Source organism: Ancylobacter sp. 3268 (assembly GCF_031456575.1).
GTDB lineage: Bacteria > Pseudomonadota > Alphaproteobacteria > Rhizobiales > Xanthobacteraceae > Ancylobacter.
This window is the reverse complement of sequence record NZ_JAVDUX010000021.1, coordinates 1-23,012: the sequence shown is the minus strand read 5'-3', so window position 1 is coordinate 23,012 and position 23,012 is coordinate 1. Positions and strand designations below refer to the sequence as shown.

Annotated in this window: 20 protein-coding genes; 14 read left to right on the top strand and 6 right to left on the bottom strand. The window is 67.1% G+C overall.

Annotated features, from left to right (window positions below):
• The first annotated feature begins 209 nt into the window (after window positions 1–209).
• The 6 genes from J2X65_RS23490 to J2X65_RS23465 all read left to right on the top strand — a co-directional run bounded on the left by J2X65_RS23490 (window position 210) and on the right by J2X65_RS23465 (window position 6,977).
• Window positions 210–1,151: an aminotransferase class IV gene (locus tag J2X65_RS23490; protein ID WP_310206724.1), complete on the top strand. Its 942-nt coding sequence runs from the start codon at window positions 210–212 to the stop codon at window positions 1,149–1,151.
• A 126-nt stretch (window positions 1,152–1,277) separates the two neighbouring features.
• Window positions 1,278–2,498, top strand: a complete 1,221-nt coding sequence (locus J2X65_RS23485) for an extracellular solute-binding protein (RefSeq protein WP_310206721.1) — start codon at window positions 1,278–1,280, stop codon at window positions 2,496–2,498.
• 66 nt (window positions 2,499–2,564) lie between these two features.
• On the top strand, window positions 2,565–3,641 hold the full coding sequence (locus J2X65_RS23480) for an ABC transporter ATP-binding protein (RefSeq protein ID WP_310206719.1): 1,077 nt from the start codon (window positions 2,565–2,567) through the stop codon (window positions 3,639–3,641).
• Window positions 3,638–4,513 (top strand): ABC transporter permease, encoded by an 876-nt coding sequence (locus tag J2X65_RS23475; protein WP_310206713.1) that lies wholly within the window; start codon window positions 3,638–3,640, stop codon window positions 4,511–4,513. Before J2X65_RS23480 ends, J2X65_RS23475 begins: the two co-directional genes overlap by 4 nt.
• Window positions 4,513–5,343 carry an ABC transporter permease subunit gene (locus J2X65_RS23470; RefSeq protein WP_310206710.1) on the top strand — a complete coding sequence of 277 codons (831 nt, stop codon included), beginning with the start codon at window positions 4,513–4,515 and terminating at the stop codon, window positions 5,341–5,343. The genes J2X65_RS23475 and J2X65_RS23470 overlap by 1 nt, the downstream gene beginning before the upstream one ends.
• Window positions 5,344–5,429: 86 nt before the next feature.
• Window positions 5,430–6,977, top strand: a complete 1,548-nt coding sequence (locus tag J2X65_RS23465; protein WP_310206708.1) for a PLP-dependent aminotransferase family protein — start codon at window positions 5,430–5,432, stop codon at window positions 6,975–6,977.
• Window positions 6,978–7,004: 27 nt separating this feature from the next.
• On the opposite strand, the gene J2X65_RS23460 is transcribed toward J2X65_RS23465, so the two are convergent.
• The 5 genes from J2X65_RS23460 to J2X65_RS23440 all read right to left on the bottom strand — a co-directional run bounded on the left by J2X65_RS23460 (window position 7,005) and on the right by J2X65_RS23440 (window position 11,792).
• Entirely contained in the window at window positions 7,005–8,240 is a 1,236-nt protein-coding gene (locus J2X65_RS23460) for a Zn-dependent hydrolase (protein ID WP_310206705.1), read from the bottom strand.
• A 67-nt stretch (window positions 8,241–8,307) separates the two neighbouring features.
• Window positions 8,308–9,093, bottom strand: a complete 786-nt coding sequence (locus tag J2X65_RS23455) for an amino acid ABC transporter ATP-binding protein (RefSeq protein ID WP_310206702.1) — start codon at window positions 9,091–9,093, stop codon at window positions 8,308–8,310.
• A complete protein-coding gene (locus tag J2X65_RS23450) occupies window positions 9,090–9,929 on the bottom strand; it encodes an amino acid ABC transporter permease (RefSeq protein WP_310206937.1) in 840 nt (279 codons plus the stop codon). The genes J2X65_RS23455 and J2X65_RS23450 overlap by 4 nt, the downstream gene beginning before the upstream one ends.
• A 41-nt stretch (window positions 9,930–9,970) precedes the next feature.
• Window positions 9,971–10,816, bottom strand: a complete 846-nt coding sequence (locus tag J2X65_RS23445) for an ABC transporter substrate-binding protein (RefSeq protein ID WP_310206699.1) — start codon at window positions 10,814–10,816, stop codon at window positions 9,971–9,973.
• A gap of 61 nt (window positions 10,817–10,877) precedes the next feature.
• Window positions 10,878–11,792 carry a polysaccharide deacetylase gene (locus J2X65_RS23440; RefSeq protein WP_310206696.1) on the bottom strand — a complete coding sequence of 305 codons (915 nt, stop codon included), beginning with the start codon at window positions 11,790–11,792 and terminating at the stop codon, window positions 10,878–10,880.
• Between the two features lie 317 nt (window positions 11,793–12,109).
• On the opposite strand from J2X65_RS23440, the gene J2X65_RS23435 reads away from it, so the two are divergent.
• The 6 genes from J2X65_RS23435 to J2X65_RS23410 all read left to right on the top strand — a co-directional run bounded on the left by J2X65_RS23435 (window position 12,110) and on the right by J2X65_RS23410 (window position 18,555).
• Window positions 12,110–12,697, top strand: coding sequence for a helix-turn-helix domain-containing protein (locus tag J2X65_RS23435; RefSeq protein WP_310206692.1), 588 nt, complete (start codon window positions 12,110–12,112; stop codon window positions 12,695–12,697).
• Between the two features lie 121 nt (window positions 12,698–12,818).
• A complete protein-coding gene (locus J2X65_RS23430; RefSeq protein ID WP_310206689.1) occupies window positions 12,819–13,823 on the top strand; it encodes an arginine deiminase-related protein in 1,005 nt (334 codons plus the stop codon).
• Window positions 13,824–13,825: 2 nt separating this feature from the next.
• On the top strand, window positions 13,826–15,424 hold the full coding sequence (locus J2X65_RS23425; protein ID WP_310206687.1) for an amidohydrolase: 1,599 nt from the start codon (window positions 13,826–13,828) through the stop codon (window positions 15,422–15,424).
• A gap of 32 nt (window positions 15,425–15,456) precedes the next feature.
• Window positions 15,457–16,122 carry a nitroreductase gene (locus J2X65_RS23420; protein ID WP_310206684.1) on the top strand — a complete coding sequence of 222 codons (666 nt, stop codon included), beginning with the start codon at window positions 15,457–15,459 and terminating at the stop codon, window positions 16,120–16,122.
• 31 nt (window positions 16,123–16,153) lie between these two features.
• On the top strand, window positions 16,154–16,927 hold the full coding sequence (locus J2X65_RS23415) for a class II aldolase/adducin family protein (protein ID WP_310206681.1): 774 nt from the start codon (window positions 16,154–16,156) through the stop codon (window positions 16,925–16,927).
• A 17-nt stretch (window positions 16,928–16,944) separates the two neighbouring features.
• Window positions 16,945–18,555, top strand: coding sequence for a thiamine pyrophosphate-dependent enzyme (locus tag J2X65_RS23410; RefSeq protein ID WP_310206678.1), 1,611 nt, complete (start codon window positions 16,945–16,947; stop codon window positions 18,553–18,555).
• 77 nt (window positions 18,556–18,632) lie between these two features.
• Here J2X65_RS23410 and J2X65_RS23405 read toward each other — a convergent pair whose 3' ends face one another.
• Window positions 18,633–20,129 carry a DMT family transporter gene (locus J2X65_RS23405; protein WP_310206676.1) on the bottom strand — a complete coding sequence of 499 codons (1,497 nt, stop codon included), beginning with the start codon at window positions 20,127–20,129 and terminating at the stop codon, window positions 18,633–18,635.
• 220 nt (window positions 20,130–20,349) lie between these two features.
• Between J2X65_RS23405 and J2X65_RS23400 the strand changes: the two genes are divergently transcribed.
• Both J2X65_RS23400 and J2X65_RS23395 read left to right on the top strand, forming a co-directional pair.
• Window positions 20,350–20,751 carry a MarR family winged helix-turn-helix transcriptional regulator gene (locus J2X65_RS23400; protein ID WP_310206673.1) on the top strand — a complete coding sequence of 134 codons (402 nt, stop codon included), beginning with the start codon at window positions 20,350–20,352 and terminating at the stop codon, window positions 20,749–20,751.
• A 98-nt stretch (window positions 20,752–20,849) separates the two neighbouring features.
• Window positions 20,850–22,127 (top strand): MFS transporter, encoded by a 1,278-nt coding sequence (locus J2X65_RS23395; protein WP_310206934.1) that lies wholly within the window; start codon window positions 20,850–20,852, stop codon window positions 22,125–22,127.
• Window positions 22,128–23,012: the final 885 nt, after the last annotated feature.

Below are 23,012 nucleotides of genomic sequence, written 5' to 3'. Positions count from 1 at the left end.
GGCGCGACCGCTTGAGCGGGTTTGCACCCGCCGGCCGGCCATCCACCAGCGCCCGCCCGCGCAGCAACACCGTTGCGGCGACAAGGCCGGCACGCTGCCATTCAAATTGGCACTGTCATTTTCCAGGCAAACGGCACTTTTGGCACCTTCGCCTTTGCGCCACCCTCGCGTCGCAATGGAGCAACCGATCACTGCCTGGAGTGCATGCGATGATTGAGGCGAAACCCGACTTCTCGAAAGGCGCCGCCTATATGAACGGCCAGTACGTGCCGATTGCCGAGGCCAAGATTCCGGTCGGCGACTGGGGCTTCACTCATTCCGACGTCACTTATGACGTGGTTCACGTCACCGATGGCGGCTTCTTCCGGCTGGAGGATCATCTCGACCGCTTCCACCGCTCGCTGGAGGGCTACCGGCTCGACCCCGGCGTCACGCGCGAGGAGATGCGCGCCATCCTCGGCAAGGTGGTGGCGCTGTCCGGCCTGAAGGACGCCTTCGTCGCCATGATCTCCACCCGCGGCGTGCCGCGCGTCTATGGCTCGCGCGATCCGGCCGACTGCGACAACACCTTCATCGCCTATGCGGTGCCGTGGGTCGATGTGATCAAGCCGGACGTGCAGGAGCGCGGCGCACATCTGCTGGTGGCCTCGGTGCCGCGCATCTCGCAGAACTCGCTCGACCCGACGCTGAAGAACTACATGTGGCGCGACTTCACCCGCGGCATGTTCGAGGCCAAGGACAAGGGCTTCGACACCGCCGTGCTCCTCGACAGCGAGGGCTATCTCACCGAGGGCGCGGGCTTTAACGTCTTCATCGTGAAGGACAACAAGGTGATCACGCCGGATCGCGGCGCGCTGCGGGGCATCACCCGGCTCGCCGTGCTCGACCTCTGCCCCGAGCTCGGGCTGGAGCCGATCGTCGGGCCGATCACCTTCGAGGATCTGATGGACGCCGACGAGGTGTTCACCACCACCACCGCCGGCGGCGTGATGCCCTGCGCCCGCGTCAATGACCGCATTTACGGCAATGACCGTCCTGGTCCGATCAGCGCGAAGATCAAGGACACCTATTGGCGCAAGCACAAGGAAGGCTGGCACATGACGCCGGTCAACTATGCCGACGCCGACAACCCGTTCAGCGCCGCCGCCTGAGCGCGGTGACGCACGGGCATGCCGGACCCCGGGCCGATGCAGCCCGGGGCCGTCTCCAGGGGACAGACGACAGGACGGGCGGTTCCGGCCGATGGCCAACGTCACAACGACAAAGGGGACAGGTAGATGAAACCGCACGGATCCAATCCGGCCGCCGACCGGCTTTCCGCAACGCAGGCTTCCGGCGGGTCCGGTGGCGGCATCGACCGCCGCCGGATGCTCAAGACGCTGGCCGCCGGCACCGCCATGGCGGTGGCCGCGCCGTATATCCGCCCGGCTTCGGCCGCTCCGTCGTCGCTACGCGCGCTGATGTGGGAAGGCTATCTGCTGCCGGAGGTAATCGGCGCCTTCGAGGAGAAGCACAAGGTCACGTTCGCCCCGACTTTCTTCGACGGTAACTCCGAGGCCTACAACAAGCTGCGCGTCGGCGGCACCAAGGATTTCGACCTGGTGCAGGCCGATGGTTTCTGGCCGAGCCTGTATTTCCGCGAGAAGCTGATCCGGGCCGTCGACTACGCCAAGATCCCCAGCACGCAGGAGCTGTTTCCGGTGTTCAAGCCGGATCAGTACAAGCTGCTCACCGACGACGCGACCGGGGTGCAGTTCGGCGTACCCTTCTGCTGGGGCAGCTACGGCATCACCTACAACACCGCACAGATGCCGGCGGAGAAGGCGGCCAGCATCGAGTGCCTGTTCGACCCGGCTTTCGGCGGCAAGCTCTCCACCAGCGCCCGCTTCGAGGAGAACATCGCCCTCACCGGCATCCTGGTCGCCACCCGTCTGGGCACCAAGGACAAGCCGCGCCCGGACGGCAAGCCGTTCAACCCCTACGTGCTGACCGACGAGGAGCTGGACGGCGTCGAGAAGCTGCTGATCGAGCAGAAAAAGCTGCTGCTTACCCGCTACCAGGACAATGCGACGCTGGCGCAGCTGCTGGAGAGCGGCGCGGTAGTGGCGGCGCCGGAATTCGCGCAGGTCTACCGCCAGTTGCTGAACAAGCAGGCCAAGGGCGAGATCGACACCACCTTCGCCCACACGCTGGTGCCGAAAGAGGGCGGCCTCGGCTGGGTCGACACTTGGCTGGTGTCGTCGGGCGTGGCTGATGGCGCGAAGTTCGATGTCTGCCAGAGCTTCATCGACACCATGACCTCCAAGGAGACGATGAAGAAGATCGCGCTGGCCAGCGGCTGCTCGACCACCATCGACATCCGCAGCCTGTCGACGCCGGAGGAACAGAAGCTCTACCTTATGGACCGCACCGGCGAGCTCGCGAGCATGTACATGTTCGACCAGCCTTCCTCGACCGAAAAATGGGAACGGGTCTGGTCGCGGATGCAGGCCGCCTGAGCCGGCCGGCGGCCTGTTCGCCCGGCCGCCGCCGATCCTTCGAGCTGAATCCGGGAGCCTTCAACAGTGTACATTACCCTCGACGGGGTCTCGCGCCAGTACGGCAGCGTCTGGGCGATCGACCGCGTGACGATGGGAATCGCCAGGAACGAGTTCGTCTCGCTCCTCGGTCCTAGCGGTTCCGGCAAGACCACGCTTCTGCGCATCATCGCCGGGCTGGAACGCCCCAGCCAGGGCCGCGTGCTGATCGACGGCGTCGACGTCACAGAACTGCCGCCGCACAAGCGCGGCGTCGCCATGGTGTTCCAGGAGTTCCTGCTCTTTCCCCATCGCACGGTGTGGGAAAACCTCGCCTTCCCGCTGCGCATGCTCAAGCTGCCGGCGGCGGAGATCGAGGAGCGGGTGCAATGGGTGGTCGGCATCCTGTCGCTGGGCGGCCTGGAAAAGCGCTACCCCAATCAGCTCTCCGGCGGCCAGCAGCAGCGCGTCGCGCTCGGCCGCGGCTTGGTCGGCCGGCCGAAAGCGCTGCTGCTCGACGAGCCGCTGGCCAATCTCGACCGCGAATTGCGGCAGGAGATGGAGGTGGAGATCCGCCGGCACCAGACCGCGCTCGGCATCCCCTTCATCTATGTCACGCATAACCAGGAAGAGGCGCTCTCGATGAGCGACCGCATCGCGGTAGTGCGCAAGGGCCGCATCGAGGATTTCGCCGCCCGCACCGAGATCTACGACCGGCCGAAGACCGCCTTCATCGCCCAGTTCGTCGGCCGCTCCAACCGCTTCGAGGGCACGGCCGATGCCGGTGGGCACGGCCTCGCCACACATTGCGGCGCCAGCCTCGCGCTGCCGGCGCCGGTCCTTTCCCCCGGCAGCCCCGCGCTCGCCTTCGTCAAGAACGAGAAGCTGCGGCTGGACGCGGCCGGCGTCGGCGCGGCAAGCGGACCCAACCGCCTCGCCTGCACGGTGAAGGACGTGATCCTACGCGGAGCCTATGCCGACTACATCCTCGCCTTCGGCGCGCGCGAGCTCAATGCCAGCCGCCCGCGCTCCGAGCGCAGCTTCCTCGCCGGCGAAGCGGTGCTGGCCAGCTTCGAGCCGGGCGACATCGACGTCTTCGACGTAAAGGGAGAGCAGGCGGCATGACCCGGCGCAACTTCGCCTCCCGCGCCGCCGGCCCGCTGCTGCTCGGCGTGCCGACGCTGTTCCTGCTGGCGCTGTTCGTGGTGCCGCTCGCCTCGATGGTGGTGCTGAGCTTCTGGCGCACCGAGAACTACCACATCGTCCAGGATTGGAACCTCGGCAACTACATCACTCTCGCCACCGGCGGGCCCTATGTCACCTTCCTCATCCGCTCGCTGGTGATGGCAACCGTGGTCTCAGTCATCTCGATAGTGATCGCCTGGCCGGTGAGCTACGCCATCATCCTGTATGGCGGACGCTACCGGCTTTTGTTCACCCTCGCCTTCGCGGTGCCCTTCCTCACCGGCGAGGTGCTGCGCGTCATCGCGCTGCAGGGCCTGCTCGGGCCGCTCGGGCTGATCAACGGCGTCTTGATGGCGCTCGGCGCCGCGCCGCTGCGCTTCATCATGTACACCAATATCGCCAGCGCCATCGGCCTCGTCTATCTCTACCTGCCGATCGTGGTGACGGTGATCTACCTGTCGCTGCTCAATTTCGACGCCCGGCTGATCGACGCCGCCAAGATCTTCGGCGCCAGCCCGCTGCGCGCCTTCTTCGAGGTGACCTGGCCGCTCAACCTGTTCGGCACCCTGATCGGCTTCGCGCTGTGCTTCATCCCCTGCCTGTCGGCGACGCTGGCGCCGCGCTTCCTCGGCGGGCCGAACGGCACGCTCTACGGCATGGCGATGGCGCAGCAATTCGGAGAATCCGGCACCTGGGCACTCGGCGCGGCGATGGGGGTGGTGCTGTTCCTCACCTCCATCCTGGCGGTGCTCGCCATCGGCATGCGGGTCAATCTGCGCCGCACCGGCTTCACCGGCTTCGGGAGGGGCTGATGCGCGGCAGACTGGCGAAAGCCGCCACCCGATACGCCCTGCTGGCAACGCTGGCGCTGTCCTATCTCTTCCTCTATCTGCCGATCCTGCATATCGGCCTCGCCGCCTTCGCCAAGAACGCCAACTTCCCCTATCCGCCGCGCTGGACGCTCGACACATTCGGCCGGCTGTTCGGCAACTCGCTGTACCAGGGCGCCTTCCTCAACAGCCTGATGCTCGGCATCGGCGCCGGGGCACTCTCCACCTTGCTGGCGGCAGCGGCGACGCTCGGGTTGATCCGGCATGCCGGCCGGCGCACCGGGCTGTTGCTTACCTTGTTCGTCGCGCCCTTGTTCGTCGCCGAGGTGCTGGTCGGCATCGCCTCGCTGATCTTCAACGGACTGTTCCTTGAACTGCAGGGCAACCTCGTCTCGGCGATTCTCGCCAATGCGGTGCATTGCTTCAGCTACGCGTTGCTGATCATGGCGACGCAGCTCTATCGCTACGATTGGCGTCTCGACGATGCAGCGATGGTGTTCGGCGCCTCGCCGCTGCGCACTTTCTTCGAAGTGACGCTGCCGCTGATCTGGCCGGGCCTGCTCGGCGCCTTCATCGTCACCTTCATCATGGCCTTCAACAATCTGGAGATTTCGTTTTATCTGCTCGGCGCGACGCCGACCCTGCCCTCGGTCGCCTGGGGCGCGCTGCGCTACGGTGTCAAGCCGGAGCTCTATGCGTTGGCCACCGCGGTCAACCTCGTCGTGGTTCTCGGGCTCGGCATCATGTTCGTGCTGATGTTCACCGGCAAGGCCACCTTCGGCCACCGGCCCGAGCGGGAGCGCGCGGTCTGAAGCCGGAGCGGCAGGATCGGAGGTCGCAGGATTGGCATGGCTATTGCGTCGTCGCGCGCGAGAACGGTGATCGCGGAGTTGCGGACGTGTTGCTCGATGCGCTGGGCCTGAACCTGGAACGCCGGCCGGACGCCCCGCTGTATCGGCAGATCTATCACGGCCTCGCCGCCGAGATCACCGGCGGATCGATCAAGCCCGGCCAGCGCCTGCCCTCGACCCGCGACCTCGCCCAAGCGCTTGGCGTCTCGCGCAACACCATCATGCTCGCCTTCGAGCAGCTGGCTGCCGAGGGCTATCTGGAAGGACTGTCCGGCTCCGGCACCTATGTCTCGCGCCAGCCGCCGGCCGAGATCGTCGAGCCCTCGCCGCCGCGCATCAATCCGGCGATCCGGGCCGCCGGCAGTCTCGACCGCAGCGCCGAGTTCAGTGCCGGGCTCGCTGTAGAGGTCGGCGTCGAGCTCGGCGTCTCCCTCGCCCATGCGCCGGAAACCCTGCGCCACATGCGCCGCCCGGTGCCGTTCCGCTCCAACTTCCCGGCGCTCGATGCGTTTCCGGTGCAGCTATGGGCAAAGCTCGCCGCCGATCTCTATCGCAAGCTCGACGCCAACACCGCCAACCATTTGATGGGCGAGGGCGATCCGCAGGGCTACCAGCCGCTGCGCGCGGCGATCGCCGAGCATGTGTTTCTCGGCCGCGGCATCGAATGCACGGCGGAAAACGTCATCATTTTCGCCGGGGCGCAGCAGGCGGTCGATCTCGCCTGCCGGCTGCTGCTGATGCCGGGCGACAAGGTGGTGTGCGAGGATCCCGGCTATGACGGCATCTACGCCTCCGCCATCGCCACCGGCGGGGTGCCGGTGCCGGTGGCGGTCGATGCCGACGGGCTCGATATCGATGCGGCGCTGGCCCGCGCGCCGGATGCGCGCATGACCTATGTCTCGCCCTCCAAGCAGTTCCCGCTCGGAATGGCGTTGTCGCTCGAACGCCGGCATCGGCTGGTCGAATGGGCGGTGCACTCGGATGGCTGGATCATCGAGGACGATTACGACAGCGAGTTCCGCTACGCCGGCCGGCCACTGCCCTCGCTCTACGGCATGGACCGCGCCGGCCGGGTGATCTATCTCGGCACCTTCAGCAAGACGCTGTTCCCCGCCTTGCGGCTGGGCTTCGCCATCGTGCCGGCGACGCTGGTGGAGGCGTTCGTCTCCGCCCGCACCGTGGTGGGGCGCTATTCGCCGATCCTCGAGCAGGTGCTGGTCGCTCGCTTCATGAAGGAGGGCCACTTCGCCAGCCATGTCCGCAAAATGCGCAAGCTTTATGCCCAGCGGCAGGAGTATCTGCTGGAGGCGGTGGCGTCCCTCCTCGGCGCCTACATGACCACCCGCCCGACCGATACCGGCATGGAAATCGTTGCCCAGCTCGCCCCCGGCATCAGCGCCCGGGCGCTCGCCAAGGCGGCGGCGCGCGAGGGGCTGGAGATCATGCCGCTGTCGCTGCTCGCCCGCAGCCCCGAGGTGGAGGTGGATGTCGACGACCACATCACCCTCGGCTTCAGCCCGTTCACCGCGCGGCAGATCGACGACGGCGTCGAGCGGCTGCGCGGCGTGCTCGCCGGCCTGACAGCACGAGACTAAACCCGCAGCACCGGCCGGCGGCGCGGCCTATTCCGGATCCGTCCGGTCGGCCCGCGCCAGCACCGCGTTGAGCAGGGTCTGCGCACCCGCGGCGCAATCAGCCGGGGTGGCGCTCTCGGCCGGGTTGTGGCTGAGGCCGTCCTTGCATGGCACAAAGATCATCGAGGTCGGTACCACGCGGGCGGCATAGACCGAATCGTGCCCAGCCCCCGAGACGATCTCCCGCGCGGAATAACCCGCCGCCGCGGCGCCGGCCGCCACCGCCGCCACGCAGCCGGCGTCGAACACCACCGGCGGGCTGTCCCATGTCCGGGTGAGCCGCACCGGCGTGCCCGCCAGATCCGGTCGCGCCAGCTCGGCCTCCACCGCCCGCTCCATCGCCTCGAGGGCGGCGGCCTCGGGATGGCGCAGGTCGAGGGTGAGGTGCACCTCGCCCGGCACCACGTTGCGCGAGGCGTGGACGACGCCGATCTCACCGACGGTGGCGACGCCGCCATGGGCGAGCCCGATACGGCGGAAGGCGAGGACAAGCTCGGCAGCGGTGGCGAGCGCGTCGCGGCGCAGTTTCATCGGCGTGGTGCCGGCATGGGCGGCGACGCCTTCCACCACCAGATCGTACCACCGCATGCCCTGCACGCCGGTGACGATGCCGATGGTGGTCTCCTCGTGCTCCAGTACCGGACCCTGCTCGATGTGCAGCTCGAACATCTCGGCGAACTTCACCGAGCCGACCGGTGCCGTTCCGGCATAGCCGATGCCTTCCAGCGCGGCGCCGAAGCGGATGCCCTGCGCATCCGGCCGCTTCAGCACGTCCTCGACGGCAAACGCGCCGGCATAAGCGCCGGAGCAGATCATCGCCGGCGAGAAGCGCGAGCCCTCCTCATTGGTCCAGTTCACCAGCATCAGCGGCCGGCGGGTGACGTAGCCGGCGGCGTCAAGCGTGCGCAGCACTTCGAGCCCGGCGAGCACGCCCAGGACGCCGTCGAACTTGCCGCCGGTCGGCTGGGTGTCGAGATGGCTGCCCATGGCGATGGGAAGCGCATCGGGATCGCCACCCGGCCGGGTGGCGAACATGTTGCCGAGCGCGTCCACGGTGACGGTGCAGCCGAGCGCCTCGCATTGCGCTCGCAGCCAGTCGCGCACCTGCCGATCCTCCTCGGTGAGGGTGAGGCGGCGGATGCCGCCATCCGGCGTGCCTCCGAAGCGGGCAGTTTCCATCAGGCTCGACCACAGGCGGTCGGCGTCGATCGTCAGGTTCGACACGGTAGGGCTCCCTGGCAGGCTCGGTCGCGGGCGGCTCCGAATCTCCGGAGCATAGCGGTTGGCGGCGTCAGCCGCGCGGGAAGGCGGTCTTGAGGAAGTTGCGGGTGCGCAGTTCCTTGGGATCGCTCATAAGTGCCTCGGCCGTGCCGGTCTCGACCACCCGCCCCTGGTCCATGAACACCACCCGGTCGCCGACGTCGCGGGCGAAGGCGAGCTCATGGGTGACGACAATCATGGTCATGCCGCTGGCGGCGAGGTCGCGCATCACCGCCAGCACCTCGCCGACCAGTTCGGGATCGAGCGCCGAGGTCGGCTCGTCGAACAGCATCAGCTTCGGCTGCATGGCGAGCGCGCGGGCGATGGCGATGCGCTGCTGCTGGCCGCCCGACAGCTCGGAGGGATAGGCGCCCGCCTTGTGGGCCAGCCCGACCCGGTCGAGCAGCAGCATGGCGGCGTCGTGCACCTCGTCGCGCCGGCGCTTCAGCACCTGCACCGGGCCCTCGGTGACGTTCTCCAGCGCCGTCATATGCGGAAACAGGTTGAAGCGCTGGAACACCATGCCGGTCTTGCGTCGCTGGCGGGCGATCTCCTTGTCGTTGATCGGATGCAGCGCGTCGCCGACCCGGCGATAGCCAAGCAGTTCGCCGTCCAGCCACAAACCGCCGCTGTCAAAGCTCTCCAGCTGGTTGATGCAGCGCAGGAAGGTGGTCTTGCCCGAACCGGAAGGGCCGATGATGCACACCACCTCGCCCGGCATGACGTCCATGGTGACATCGGCCAGCGCCTGGTGGCCGCCGAATTTCTTGCCCACCTTCACCGCCGAGACGATGGGCGTGAGGCTCACATCGATCATCGCGCGCCTCCGCTGCCGAAGCCGCGCCCGAAGCGCCGCTCCAACGCCCGCTGGCCGAGGGTGAGCACCGTCACCACCACCAGGAACCAGAAGGTCGGCACCATCAGAAGCTCGATCACCTTGGCATTCGAGTAGTAGATGTCCTGGGCGCTGCGCACGATGTCGCCGAAGCCGATGATCGAGGCCAGCGCGGTCATCTTCACGAGGCCGATGAACTCGTTGCCGAGCGGCGGCACCACGATGCGCATCGCCTGCGGCAGGATGATACGCCGGAGCGCCGTGCCATTGGTCATGCCCATCGCCTTGGCAGCTTCATATTGCCCGCGGTCGACCCCGAGCATGCCGGAACGGATGATCTCCGACACGTAGGCTCCCTCATTGAGCCCGAGGCTCAATATGGTCGCCACCGCCGGGGTGATGATCACGACGGTCTTGAACTCGATGAGGCCGGGAATGCCGATGACGGGAAATACCAGCGCCAAGTTGAACCAGATCAGCAATTGCAGGATCACCGGCGCGCCGCGAAAGAACCAGGCGTAGAAGATCGCCGCACTCTTCAGCACCGGATTGGCGGAGGCATGCGCCACCGCACAGGCGAGCCCGATGGCGATGCCCACCGCCATGCAGACGAAGGACATCCACACCGTGTTGAACAGCCCCCACAAGATGGTCGGCCAGAACAGGAATTCCCACGTCGTCGCCCAGTCGATCTTGCCGTGAGCAAAAGCGCGGACCAGCAGGAAGGCGAGAAAGAGGATCGCGACGATGGCCGCGATCCGTCCGTAGTGCGGGCGCCTGACATGGCGGAGGCGCGCTATGTCAAGCTCCTCCGCCATGGTCGGCCCCCCGCGCGCGATATCGGCGAGGGGGGTGGCGCTCACGGCTGCGGTCCGGCGTTGACGGTGACGTCCTTGTAGCTGGAGATGTCGAGCTTCCATTTCTTGATCAGCTGGTCATAGGTGCCGTCAGCGATCACCTGCTTCAGCGCGTAGACGAAGGCGTCGCGCAGCACGACGTCGGTCTCGCCCTTGTTGAAGGCCATGCCCATCAGCGCCAGCGAGATCGGCTCGCCGAGGATCATGAAGGTGCCCGGCTCGGTCTGCACGATGGTCGGCACCGCTTCCAGGCCCTGCACGCCGGCGACGATGCGGCCGGTCTTGAGATTGGTGATCTGCTGGCCGAGATTGGTGTCCAGGATCACCGTGATCGGCTCCTTGCCGGCGCAGATCTTGTCCGAGAACGCCTTGATGGTGTCGGGATAGGAGGTGCCGCGGACGCTGGAGACGGTCTTGCCGCACAGGTCCTCCAGCTTCTGCACCTCCTTGTTGTCGGCCAGCGAATAGAACTGCGCGCCGGCCTTGAGATAGTCGATGAAGTCGAACATCGCGCGGCGCTTGGGCGTGTCGTAGAAGCCGCTCATGATCATGTCGACGCGGCCCGACTGCAGCGACGGCGTCATCTGTTCGAAGGCGCCGTCCTGATGCTCGATGGTGACGCCGAGCACCTTGCCCATCGCCCGGATCAGGTCGATGTCGAAGCCTTCGAGCTCGCCAGCGGTGTTGCGCACCTCGAGCGGCGGGTAGGCTGCCTCGATGGCGACGCGCACCACCTTGCTCTTGGCGATCTCCGGCGGCAGCGCCTGTGCCGAGGCAGTCGAGGCGACCGCGACCTGGCCGACCAGACCGAGCGTCGCGAGCACTGTAAGGATGGTCCTATTAAGCATCGAAGTCCCCTGTTGTCTGGAAGGTGGCCTTTGGCCTTGTTCGGAAGGAAGGGTTCGGCACTCAGCGGCTCGGCCGTACCGCCTGCGGCACGGGCTCGGGCCAGAAGGGCAGGCGCTCGACGCTCGGCGTCCACTCGCCGCGCGCGATCACCTCGTTAATGTGCGCCGCCATCTCGGCGAGGGTAGCGAACCACACCCCACCCTTGGCCTGCATGTGCTCGATCAGCTCGACCATCGCCTCGGCGCGCGCCAGGCGGCCGGAGACGAAGGGGTGCCAGATCGCCGCCCACAGGCCGCCATGGTTCCAGGCAGCGTCGAACTCGGCACGGAACACCTCCATCGCCCGCGCCGGCGACTGAATCGTCATCCCCATGTTGAATTCCTTGAGGTTGACGTATTGCGGCCAGTCGTCGAGCGGATGGTCGGAAGGCAGCTCGAGCAGGCGCCCGCGGGCACCTTCCAGCAGATAGGGCACGTCGTCGCCGGGCAGCGAGGCGTCATAGGTGAAGCCGTGTTCGATCAGCAGGTCGAGCGTGTGCTCGGAGAAGGCGCCCGAGGGGCAGCGATAGCCGACCGGCGGCTTGCCGGTAACCTTCTCGATGGCGGCGATGCCGAGCTCCAGCACCTTGCGTTCGTCCGCCGCCGCCAGCTGGTTCGGCCGCTCGTGCAGCCAGCCGTGATGGCCGAGTTCGTGGCCTTCCTCCAGCAGCGCCTCGATGGCGGCCGGATAGGTCTCGATGCACCAGCCGGGTACGAACACCGTCTGCTTCATGCCGAAATGCTTCCAGATCCGGGCGATGCGCGGCACCGCCACTCGCGCGCCATAACGCAGCGAGGAGGACAGGCTGATCCGGCGGGCGGAATCCTGCGGGTAGTAGAGATGCAGCAGGCTTTCGGCATCGAAGTCGAACGAGAAGCACACCGCGCAACGGGCGCCGTTCGGCCAGGGGGGAGGATTGTCGATCAGCTGAAGCATGCACCACACTCGAGATCACGGCGCGCCGGGCGCGCTGGCAGGGGGAGATCGACCTGTGCCCGCCAAACGCCGGCTGCGACCGAACGGCCGCCGGCAGCGAGGACCGGACCCGTGGTCTCACGAAGCCCATGGCCACCCGACCGGCACGTCGTATAATTCGGTCTAGGAATTTTATCGTCAACTCTATTTTTAGAGCAGAATATATATCGCCACGGCGGTGCGGCTCGGCTAAAAAGAGCGACGTTTCGGGAAAGGTCGAGAAAATGGCCGGCGGCAGCCTAAGAGAAAAGCACAAGCGGCGCAGGGCTGAACAAGTTTTGGACGCGGCAGAGCGGCTGTTCAGCCAGAAGGGCTACGAAGCCACGCGGATCGAGACCATCGCCGAAAAGGCCTCAGTGGCGCCGGCGACGGTCTACAACTACTTCGCCACCAAGCCGAACCTGCTGATGGAGCTGGCGTTGCGCCATGTGCACGCCGCGCTGCCGGAGCGGCGCAGCTTCATTCGCAACCTGCCGGAGGACCCGGTGGAGGGCATCCTCGCCTTCGAGCGGCTACTGGCCGAGCAGGCGATGCGCCACCTCTCGCGCGAGTGCTGGCGGGTGATCATGTCAGCGCAATATCTGGAGCCGGATGGTCGCGCCAGCCGCACCGGCGCCCGGCTCAACACGCTGATCAAGCGCCACTATATCCGCCTGATCCGCACCTACCAGCAGCGCGGCCGCCTCGATCCCAGCGTCGATCCCATCGCGCTGTCGGACCTGATCGTCGGCGTCACCACCTTCGACTTCGGCAACTTCGTCGCCCGGTCGAGCGGCACGGTGGAGGAAATGCTGGCACAGGGCGCGCGCAACATCCGCTTCATCCTCAGCCAAATCCTCCGCGAGCCCGCTGCCGATCCTGTGTAAGGCCTCGGATAAATTTGGAGTCAACTCTAAATTTATATTGCAACGCGGTCGCCCCGCTCCTAGGCTTCCTACCCGAGCGCCGTTGCGGTGCGTGACAGCATGACGATGCCGGGAGCCTGACGTGGGTGCGATCACCGAGAACGAATGGCGCTACAACCAGTTGATCAAGCAGTTCCCTTCCGAGCCCGAGCCGGCTTTCGAGGATGAGGAGCAGCTGACCCGCTGGTGGGGGCGCAAATGGGGCTGCACCAACGATGTCGGCAAGCTGCGGGTGGTGCTGATGCACCGGCCCGGCGAGGAGGTGAACGTCGTCGACACCGCCAGGCGGCTCGACAGCAACGCCTTCGGCGACACCCAGGCCGGCTGGTACTGGCGCGGCGACGAGCCGCCGGACCTGCCGGCGATGCAGGCCCAGCACGACGGCTATGTCGCGGCGCTACGCGCCGAGGGCGTCGAGGTGGTGTTCATCGATGCGCCGGCGCCCGGCCGGATGAAGACCTGCTACACCCGCGACGCGGTGGTCGGCATCGGCGGCGGCGCCATGGTGATGCGGCTCGGGCCGCGCATCCGCCGCGGCGAGGAGCTTCCCGCCACCCGCACGCTGGCCAAGATCGGCTGCCCGATCCTGCGCACCATTTCCGGCACCGGCGTCGCCGAGGGCGGCAGCTTCTGCTGGCTCAACTCCAAGGTCGCCGCCACCGGCGTCTCCTCGCGCACCAATGACGAGGGCGCGCGGCAGATCGAGGAAGTGATGCGCTCGCAGGGCGTCGAGCTGATCAAGGTGCCGCTCACCGGCTACCGGCTGCACATAGACGGCCTGTTCGTGATGATCGGCCCTGACCTCGCCATCGCCAACTTCACCCTGCTGCCCTACTGGTTCATCGAGCGGCTGAACGAACTCGGCATCCGGCTGATCGAGATCCACCACGAGGATGATGGCGCGATCATCAACTCGCTCGCCATTGCCCCCTACCGCATGATGATGCCGGAGGGAGTCTCCGGCTACACCATGGACCGGCTGGCGCTGGCCGGCGTCGAGGTGATCACCGTGCCCTATGACAAGGTGATCTCCGGCGGCGGCGGGCTGCACTGCTCGACAGCTCCGCTGATCCGCGACGAGGTGTGACTATGGCGGATCACCACCCGGCTGGCGACTGGAGCGCGGCGCAGGCGGCCGCCCTCGCCTATCTCCACGAGAAGCAGGCGGATTTCTCCGCCGACCACATGACCATCTGGAACCTGCACGAGCCGTCCTGGCGGGAGTACAAGTCCTCCGCCTGGTACATGGACCGGCTGGAGGCGGAAGGCTTCACGGTGGAGCGCGGCACGGCCGGCATGCCGACCGCCTTCCGCGCCCACTGGTCGAACGGGCCGGGTCCGGTGATCGCCGGCTATGCCGAATATGACGCGGTGCCCGGCCAGACTCAGGCGCCGGTGCCCTACCGCGCCCCGCGCCCCGGCGAGAGCCCGCGCGCCGCCGGCCACACCGATCCACATTCGGCCCTGGGCATGGGGTCCTTTGCCGGCTTCCTTGCCGCCAAGCGGGCGATGGAGCTGCACGGTATCGGCGGCACGCTGGTCTATTTCGGCGAGCCGGCGGAGAAGATGTGCGGCGCCAAGCCGGTGCATGCTGCGCATGGCTTCTATGACGGGCTGGACGCCTCCTTCAGCTTCCACCCGCACAGCTTCCCGGCGCTGACCAATGGCTGCTTCTGGGAGACCACAAGCGCTCCCTATTGGAGCCGCGTCTACACCTTTGAGTGTGAGAATCCGGAGATGTGGCAGAACGAGGCGGCCGGCGGCACGGTGAGCCATGTGCATGCCATGGCGCGGGCGCCGGGCGCCATCGACGCGGTGTGCCTGATGTACACCAACTCGAAGATGATGAAGGAATCCATGCTGCCCCATTCGGGCTCGTGGACGCTCAACGAGTTCATCCCCATCGCCGGGCAAGCCACCGCCGACAATATCGCCCCCGGCATTGGCCAGATCCAGTATTCCATGCGTGCGCCGAACCTCGCCATGTGCGAAGCCGCCTTCGCGGTGCTGGACCGCAACGCCGACCATATCGCGGCGATGACCCATTGCACTGTCACCAAGGCGTGGATCACCAAGACCCGCGCCGGCTTGCCCAACACCGCGATGGCGAAGCTGACCTTCGGCAATTTCGAAAAGCTCGGCGCGCCGGTGTGGAGCGAGGAGGCGAAGGAGTTCGCCCGCCAGCTGCAAGCCGGGCTCGGGCTCGAGCCGATGGACGAGCCGTTCCTCACCGGCATGGAAAAGCTGACACCGCCCTGGGAGGCGGAGGAAGCATTCCGCGCCCAGCTTCCGGCCTGGCAGCTGAACTACGCCGCCGACGACTATGTCGACTACACCTGGCACGCGCCGACGGTGCGGCTCTATGTAGCGCGCCCGACCCTGCAGCCGCCGGAGCCAGGCTACCGCTACCCGGAATGGACCCGCAACGCCATGGGCGGAGTGCCGGCCTGCATCGATCCGATGTGGAGCAAGGCCGCCGCGGTCATCGCCACCACCATCCTCGAATTGATGACCGATCCGGCGGCGTTGGCGGCGATCCAGGCCGAGTTCCGCGAGCGCACCGGCGGCGGTGTCGGCGGCACCAAATGGGTGGCACCGCTGCTGCCGGCCGATTTCGCGGCGCCCATCGGCTATCGCTGGCCGGAATATGTCGACACCCCGCGCGGGCGGGAATGGAGCGTGCCCTGATGGCGCGGCCTCCGGCGGGGACGAGCGTGCGGATGAGCGTCTCGGAGGCAGTCGACAGCCGCGTCTCCGCCCGCGCTTTTCTCGATCGGCCGGTGCCTCGCACCCTCGTCGAGGATATTCTGCGCCGGGCGGCGCGAGCGCCTTCCGGCGGCAATCTCCAGCCCTGGCTGGCACGCCTCGTCGAAGGCGAGGAGATCGCTGCGCTGAAGACGCGGATGCGCGCCCGCGTCGCCGAGCTGCCGGACGGCGAGCCGATGGCGCATGGCTTCTACCCGCCGACGCTAAAACCCGCCTATCTCGCCCGCCGCCGGCGCAATGGCGAGATCCTCTACGGCGCGCTCGGCATCGACCGCCGCGATCCGGTCGCCCGCAAGGCGTGGATCGATGAAAATTTCCAGTTCTTCGGCGCCCCCGCGGGCGTCCTGCTGTTCATCGAGCGCAGTTCGACGCCGTATCAGTGGATCGATCTCGGCATCTATCTGCAGACCGTGCTGCTGCTTCTGCGCGAGGCCGGGCTCGATGCCTGCCCGCAGGCGGATTGGGCGATGTACGCGGCGACGGTCGCGGCGTTTCTGGACGCGCCGCCCGACCTCATGCTCATCTGCGGCATCGCCATCGGCCATGCCGATCCGAACCGCCCGGAGAATTTTGTCCGCACAGAGCGCGACGACCCGCTCGCCGCCTTCGCCATAAGCTGACCCGCCGCCCTCGCCTGCCTCGGAGCCGCCCATGCCGATCCCCGCCCAACCGCCCGTCCCGCCCACCCCGGACCATCAGCCCACCGAACAGGAGCTGCGCGAGGACCTCGCCGCCGCCTACCGGCTGATCGCCCATTTCGGCATGTCCGACACGGTGTTTACCCATCTCTCGGTGCGGCTGCCGGGCGATGGCCACCGCTTCCTGGTCAATCCCTATGGCCTGCTGTTCGAGGAGATCACCGCCTCCTCGCTGGTGGTGGTGGACGCCGATGGCGAGCCGGCGCAGGCCACCGCCTGGCCGGTGAACCCGGCCGGCTTCGTCATCCACTCGGCGGTGCATCGCGAGCGGCACGACGCTGCCTGCGTGATGCACACCCACACGCTGGCAGGCATGACGGTGGCGGCGCAGCAGGGCGGACTCCTGCCGCTCAACCAGATGAGCATCGAGTTCTACGACGAGGTCGGCATCCACGATTACGAGGGCATCGCCGCCGACGACAACTTGAGCGAGCGCGAGCGGCTGGTGCGCGACCTCGGCACCGGCCATGCGCTGATCCTGCGTAATCACGGCCTGCTCACCGTCGGCGCCACCGTCGCCGAAGCGTTCTACTGGATGTATTATCTGGAACAGTCCTGCCGTATCCAGGTGGCGGCGCAATCGACCGGCGTACCGCTGTCGATTCCGCCAACCCAGGTGGTGGCACGCACCGCCAAGCAGTTCGGCGGCGAGACCAACAAGGGCTGGCTGCCCTGGCAGGCGCTGCGCCGCAAGCTCGACCGCGACCAGCCGGACTACCGCTCGTGAGCGCCGGAGGCGATCCCGTGACGGCGCGCATGACCGGCGGCGAGGCTGTCGTCGACGCCTTGAAGGCCAATGGCGTCGAGACGCTCTACGCCATTCCCGGCATCCAGCTCGACCATCTGTTCAACGCGCTCCATGGCGTGCAGAACTGGCTGACCATCGTCAATGCCCGCCACGAGCAGGGCGTCGCCTACATGGCGCTCGGCCATGCGCAGTCGACCGGCGAACCGGGTGTCTACGTTTGCGTGCCCGGCCCCGGCTTCCTCAACACCGCCGCCGCACTGTCCACAGCCTATGCGGTGCGCGCACCGGTGCTGGCACTGATCGGCCAGATCGCCTCCACCGCCATCGGGGTCGGCGGCGGCGAGCTGCACGAGTTGCCAGACCAGACCGCCATCGTGAAGGGACTGACGCGCTGGAATGGCATCGCCCGCACGCCGGAGGAGATCCCGGCGCTGATGGAGACCGCCTTCGCCAAGCTGAAGGCCGGCATCGCGCCGGTAGCGGTCGAGCTGCCGGCCGACGTGCTGAAGGCGGCGGCCGAGCTGCCGCCGGCCCGGCCCGCCGTCGCCGCGCCGCCGCGCGCGCCCATCCCCCATGCCGTCACCCGCGCTGCGGCCCTGCTCGCGCAGGCCAAGGCGCCGCTGATCGTCGTCGGCTCCGGCGCCTATGGCGGCGAGGCGGCGCTCACCCGCCTCGCCGAACATCTGGAAGCGCCGGTCGTCGCCCATCTGCAGGGACGCGGCGTGCTACCCAGTACGCATCCGCTGGCGGTCGGTTTCGCAGAGGGTCAGAAGCTCTGGGCCGAGGCCGATGTGGTACTCGCTATCGGCACCCGTTTCCACGAAGCGCGGCGCAACTGGGGCGAGCGTGCCGGGCTGCGCGTCATCCGCGTCGACACCGACCCGGCGCAATTTTCCCGCGGCCTCCCGCCGGAGATCGCCATGGAGGCCGACGCCCCACTCACCCTAGCCACCCTCGGCGAGGCGGTCGCCGCCGGCCCGGCGAAGAGCGGGCGCGCCGAGACGATCGCCGCGCTGAAGACGGAGATCGCCCAGGCCTTCGCCACCCGCCTGGCACCGCAGATGGCTTATGTGCGGGCGCTGCGCACGGTTCTGCCGGCCGATGCCCGCATCGTCGCTGACTACACCCAGATCGGCTACGTCTCCACCGCCGCCTTTGACGTCGCGGCGCCGCGCCTTTTGCTTACGCCGGGCTATCAGGGCACGCTCGGCTTCGCCTATGCCACCGCGCTCGGCGCCAAATCCGCCAATCCCGAGGTGCCGGTGGTGGCGCTGTGCGGCGATGGCGGCTTCCTGTTTACCGGCAACGAACTCGCCACCGCCGTACAGCACGGCATCGCGGCCATTGGGGTGGTGTTCGTCGACGGCGCCTATGGCAATGTCCGGCGCATGCAGGAAGAGCTTTATGGTGGCAAGGTTGTCGCAACCGGCCTCACCAACCCGGACTTCGTGCGCTATGCCGAGAGCTTCGGCGCCAGGGCGCGCCGAGCCGAAGGCCCGGAAGCCTTCGCCGCGGCGCTGGAATGGGCGATGGCCGAGACCGGCCCGACGCTAATCGAGGTGCCTGTGGCGACGTTCCCCGACCCGTGGGACCTGCTCGAACCCTGATCCCGTCAAGAGTGCTGCGGAAGGCTTCCCACGCGGACGAAAATGGCCGGGCCACTCGCGGGCCCGGCCGTCGCGCGTCAGGCTGCCGCCGCCGGATCGGTTACCTGGTGGTCGTACGGGTCGCCCTTGGTCACCGAGGGCACCACCTTCACCGTGCCGTCGGCGGTCACCGTGAAGCCGCGCACGCCGGCATAGGAGATGGCGTTGTCCTCGAGCAGCTTTTGCGCCACATCCTCCTGGCCGGCCGGCACATAGACGAAGAAGTGCTTCACATGGGTGGGGGTGTCGTTGTCGGTCAGCTCCGAGCCGGCCTTGAGATAGGGCAGCGCCTGCGGGCCGATATTCATCTCCACCTCGCCGAGCTCGCGCACGCGGCCGGTCTTGTCGGTGATGACGATGTCCGGATAGTGGTCGCCGGCCGGGGTCGGGATCGCGATCCTGGCTTCCGGCACGTTGGTGGTGGTGACATAGCCTTCCGGCCAGGTGGTCTGGCCCGGGAAGGGAAAGCGGTACTTGGCGATGTAGTTCACCACGAGGTCGTGGGTTTCCTTCGACATGCTTGTCTCCTGTTGCGAAGGGGGAAGGAAGGGGGCGAAGGGAAGCGCCGGCAGGGCCGCCAGCTCGCCGGGGGACAACTCCCCTGCGGCGGAGGTGCCGGCGGCAGCGGCGGCGCGGCGGCTCTCCAGCAGCACCGCCTGCACGCCGGAAATGACGACCAGCACCGCGCCGAGGGTGACGAGCGCGGTCGGCACGTCGCCGAACATCAGGTAGCCGAGCACGAAGCCCGGAATAAGCGCCGCATATTCCAGCACCGCGATGAGATGCGCCGGGATGCGCCGTGCTGCCTCATAAAGGGTGAACTGGCCGACGCCGCCGATCATGCCGATCAGCGCGATGCCGAAAATATCAGCCGCCGAAAGCTGCCAGTCGGCGAAAGGCAACTGCGCCGCCGCCGCCAGCACGAACACGCCATTGACCACCGTCACCTGCACCAGGCTGCTCTCCTCGCTCGCCATCGAGCGCAGCATCAGCAGTGCGGCCGCCCACAGCGCGGCGGAGGTGAGCGCCAGCGCCACCGCGGCAGAGAGCTCGAAGCGCACCATCCCGCTTGCCAGCACCACGCCAAGGAAGCCGACGCCGATCGCCAGCCAGTGCCGCCCACTCGGCCATTCGCCGAGCACTGGACCGGAGGCGACAGCGACGAAGATCGGCGAGACGAAGTACAGCGTCACTGCCTGGGCCAGAGGCAGCGTCGCCAACGCCTGGTAAAACGCGGTCCAAGCGGCGAACATCACCAGCGCACGGATCACCATTGTCCGCTTCAGCCGCGACCGAAGGACCCGTCCCGCTACCTTGCCGCGCCCGAGCGCGAGGGCGAGCGCCATCACCGTGAAGCTGCGCACCAGCAACACCTGCGCCACCGGCAGCTCCTCGATGAAGCGCTTGGTGAGCGCGTCCTGCAACGGCAGCAGCACATTGGCGGCCATGACGCAGCCGACCGCGAACAGGAACGCGACGCCCCCGACGGCGGGTGCAGCAGCGGTCCCGCCGCGTTGCGCGCGACCGGCGGTCATTCGGCATATCCTTCCGACGTGCTCATCGACGGGCGTCCAATCCGCAGGACCGGCAGCTCCCACGAATGGGGCCGATGAAATTTATATCCAACTCTATTTTTGGAGTTTGCTTTGCGAATCTTTCGTCGTCAATGGGGATCGGCACGATCCTCGCCGCGGTTTCCTCGACACGCGACAAAGCCGGCTGGACAAAGGCTATATGCGGGCATATACACGTACTATGTCGACGCTTTGCCATTGCACCATTCTGCGCCGGGCTACCCGCAAGCTGAGCGCGGTCTATGACCTGGCGCTGGAGCCTTTCGCCATCAACATCGCGCAATATTCGCTGCTGCGGGCGATCGCGCGCGAGCAGCCGCTGAGCCTGACGACGCTGGGGCGCCGCACCGAGCTCGATCGTTCCACGGTCGGACGCAATGTGCGGGTGCTGGAAAAGCTCGGCCTGGTGGTCACCCGCAGGAGCGAGGACGACCAGCGCGAAGCCGTCGTCTTATTGACCGCGCAGGGCGCCGACACCATCCACCGGGCGTTTCCGGCTTGGGAGAACTGCCAGCGCGACATCGAGGCGAAACTCGGCGCCGGCAAGATCGATACGTTACGCACCCTCCTCGATTGCATCTGACTTTGCGCCGATATACGGGCATATACCCGGAGAACAATGCCATGAGCTTTCAGTCCACCGGCTCCTCCGCGGCCGGCACTTCTGCCGCCGATGCCCCGATGGTGCCGGCGTTCTTCGCCCGGCGCGGCATTCACTATGCATGGGTGATGGTCGCCGTCACCTTCCTCACCATGCTGGTGACGGCAGGCGCCGTCGGCGCGCCCGGTATACTCATCGGCCCGCTGGAACGCGAATTCGGCTGGGCCACCGCCGACATCTCCTCCGGCTTTGCCATCCGGTTGGTGCTGTTCGGGCTGATGGGCCCGTTCGCTGCCGCCTTCATGAACCGCTTCGGACTGCGCCCGGTCGCCACCGTCGCCCTCGGCCTGATCGGTGCAGGGGTATTCGGCTCCTTCTTCATGACCAGGATCTGGCACTTGATGCTGCTCTGGGGGGTGGTGGTCGGTTTCGGCACCGGGCTCACCGCCATGGTGCTCGGCGCCACGGTGGCGACGCGCTGGTTCGTGCAGCGGCGTGGCTTGGTGGTGGGTCTGCTCACCGCCTCGACCGCCACCGGGCAGCTTGTCTTCCTGCCGCTGCTCGCCCAGCTCACCGACACGCTCGGCTGGCGGAGCGCCCTCTCGATCGTGCTCGCCATGCTGCTGGTGGCCGCCGCAGCCGTACTCGTCCTGCTGCGTGACCGGCCGTCGGATATTGGGCTGCTTCCCTATGGGGCCAGCGAGCCGCCGCCCCACCTCGCCCATCCCACCACATTCAGGGCCATGCTCGCCTCGCCGCTGCTGGCGCTGCGCGATGCTGCGAAGTCGCGCACCTTCTGGGTGCTGTTCGCCACCTTCTTCATCTGCGGTGCTTCGACCAACGGCCTGGTGCAGACCCATTTCGTATCATTGTGCGGCGATTACGGCATGGCGGCGGTTACCGCCGCCGGCATGCTGGCGCTGATTGGGGTGTTTGATTTCATTGGCACCGTCGGCTCAGGCTGGCTGTCCGACCGCTTCGACAGCCGCTGGCTGCTGTTCTGGTATTATGGGCTGCGCGGCTTGTCACTGCTCTACCTGCCGTTCAGCGATTTCAGCTTCTACGGCCTGTCGATCTTCGCGGTATTCTACGGCCTCGATTGGGTCGCCACCGTGCCGCCGACGGTGAAGCTCGCGGCTGATAAGTTCGGCGACCGGGCGAATCTGGTATTCGGCTGGATCTTCGCCGGCCACCAGCTCGGCGCCGCCTCCGCCGCCTATGGCGCCGGCTTCAGCCGCACGTTTTACGCGACCTATCTGCCGGCCTTCTTCGTCGCCGGCGTGCTGTGCCTGGCAGCTGCGCTCGCCATCGTCGCGGTGCGCGAGCGCAGCCCACGCCGCGCTATGGCGGCGCGCTGAGCCGCACCGGCCTGCTCCCCCGAACATCTCCTCCCGGCAGCGGGACACCGATGGCAGCACTGCGAGGAGAACGAGCGCAGCCGGCACGGCCAAAGGCGTCAGGCCAACCGGCTTATGGACGAAGTTCATGGCGTCGCCATAGGCTACCAGCATGGCGCGGCGAAATTTCTCGTCCAGTTCGTCCGGACGATAAAGGAAGAGCGGCGGCAGCACGCAGCCAAGGCGCGGGATCGCTGATCGATCAACCCAGCTGCCAACGGCGCCACCACGGCGAACGGCGAATTATTTCACCGGTCCTCGATCAGTCGAACAGGACCACCGTCACCGGCTGACGGTAGGGCATATGCAGGTTCGACACCTGGTTGGCGATCAGCAACAGATTGCTGTTCTGGAAGATTGAATTACCGATCCACATCGAGCACACCACGTTCCAGCACATCTGGCCGCTGGGTTACCGCCTGCGGGCCCGGCGAGTTGCCGTGGAGATTGTCGTTCCGACCATCGACGCCGCGGGCATCCCTAGGGGTAAACGTGGGTGCGAAGGGAGTTCTGCACAGCCGCAATCTTAGCACTCCCCGGCGCCACTCGCCCCTCGGATGCTCTCATTTCGAAGCGCTCGAAGGCAGGGAGATTTCGTCTCAGCATGCAGAAGCAAGGAAGGTCAGCGGCGCAACGAGGTGATCGGCGGCGAGCCGGTGGATGAGGCGGAGGCCTTTGCCGGGGTGGTAGTGTCTGGGGCGTCGGAATCGGACCCGGTGTCGTCTCGCTACCAGGGGGGGACGTTCTGCGGCGCCGGCTATGACCGGGATGGGTTTGCGCCGGACGAGGTATTTGTCTGGCGCGGCGGGAGCGGGAAGGGCTAGGCGGCGGGGACTGTGGCCGGTG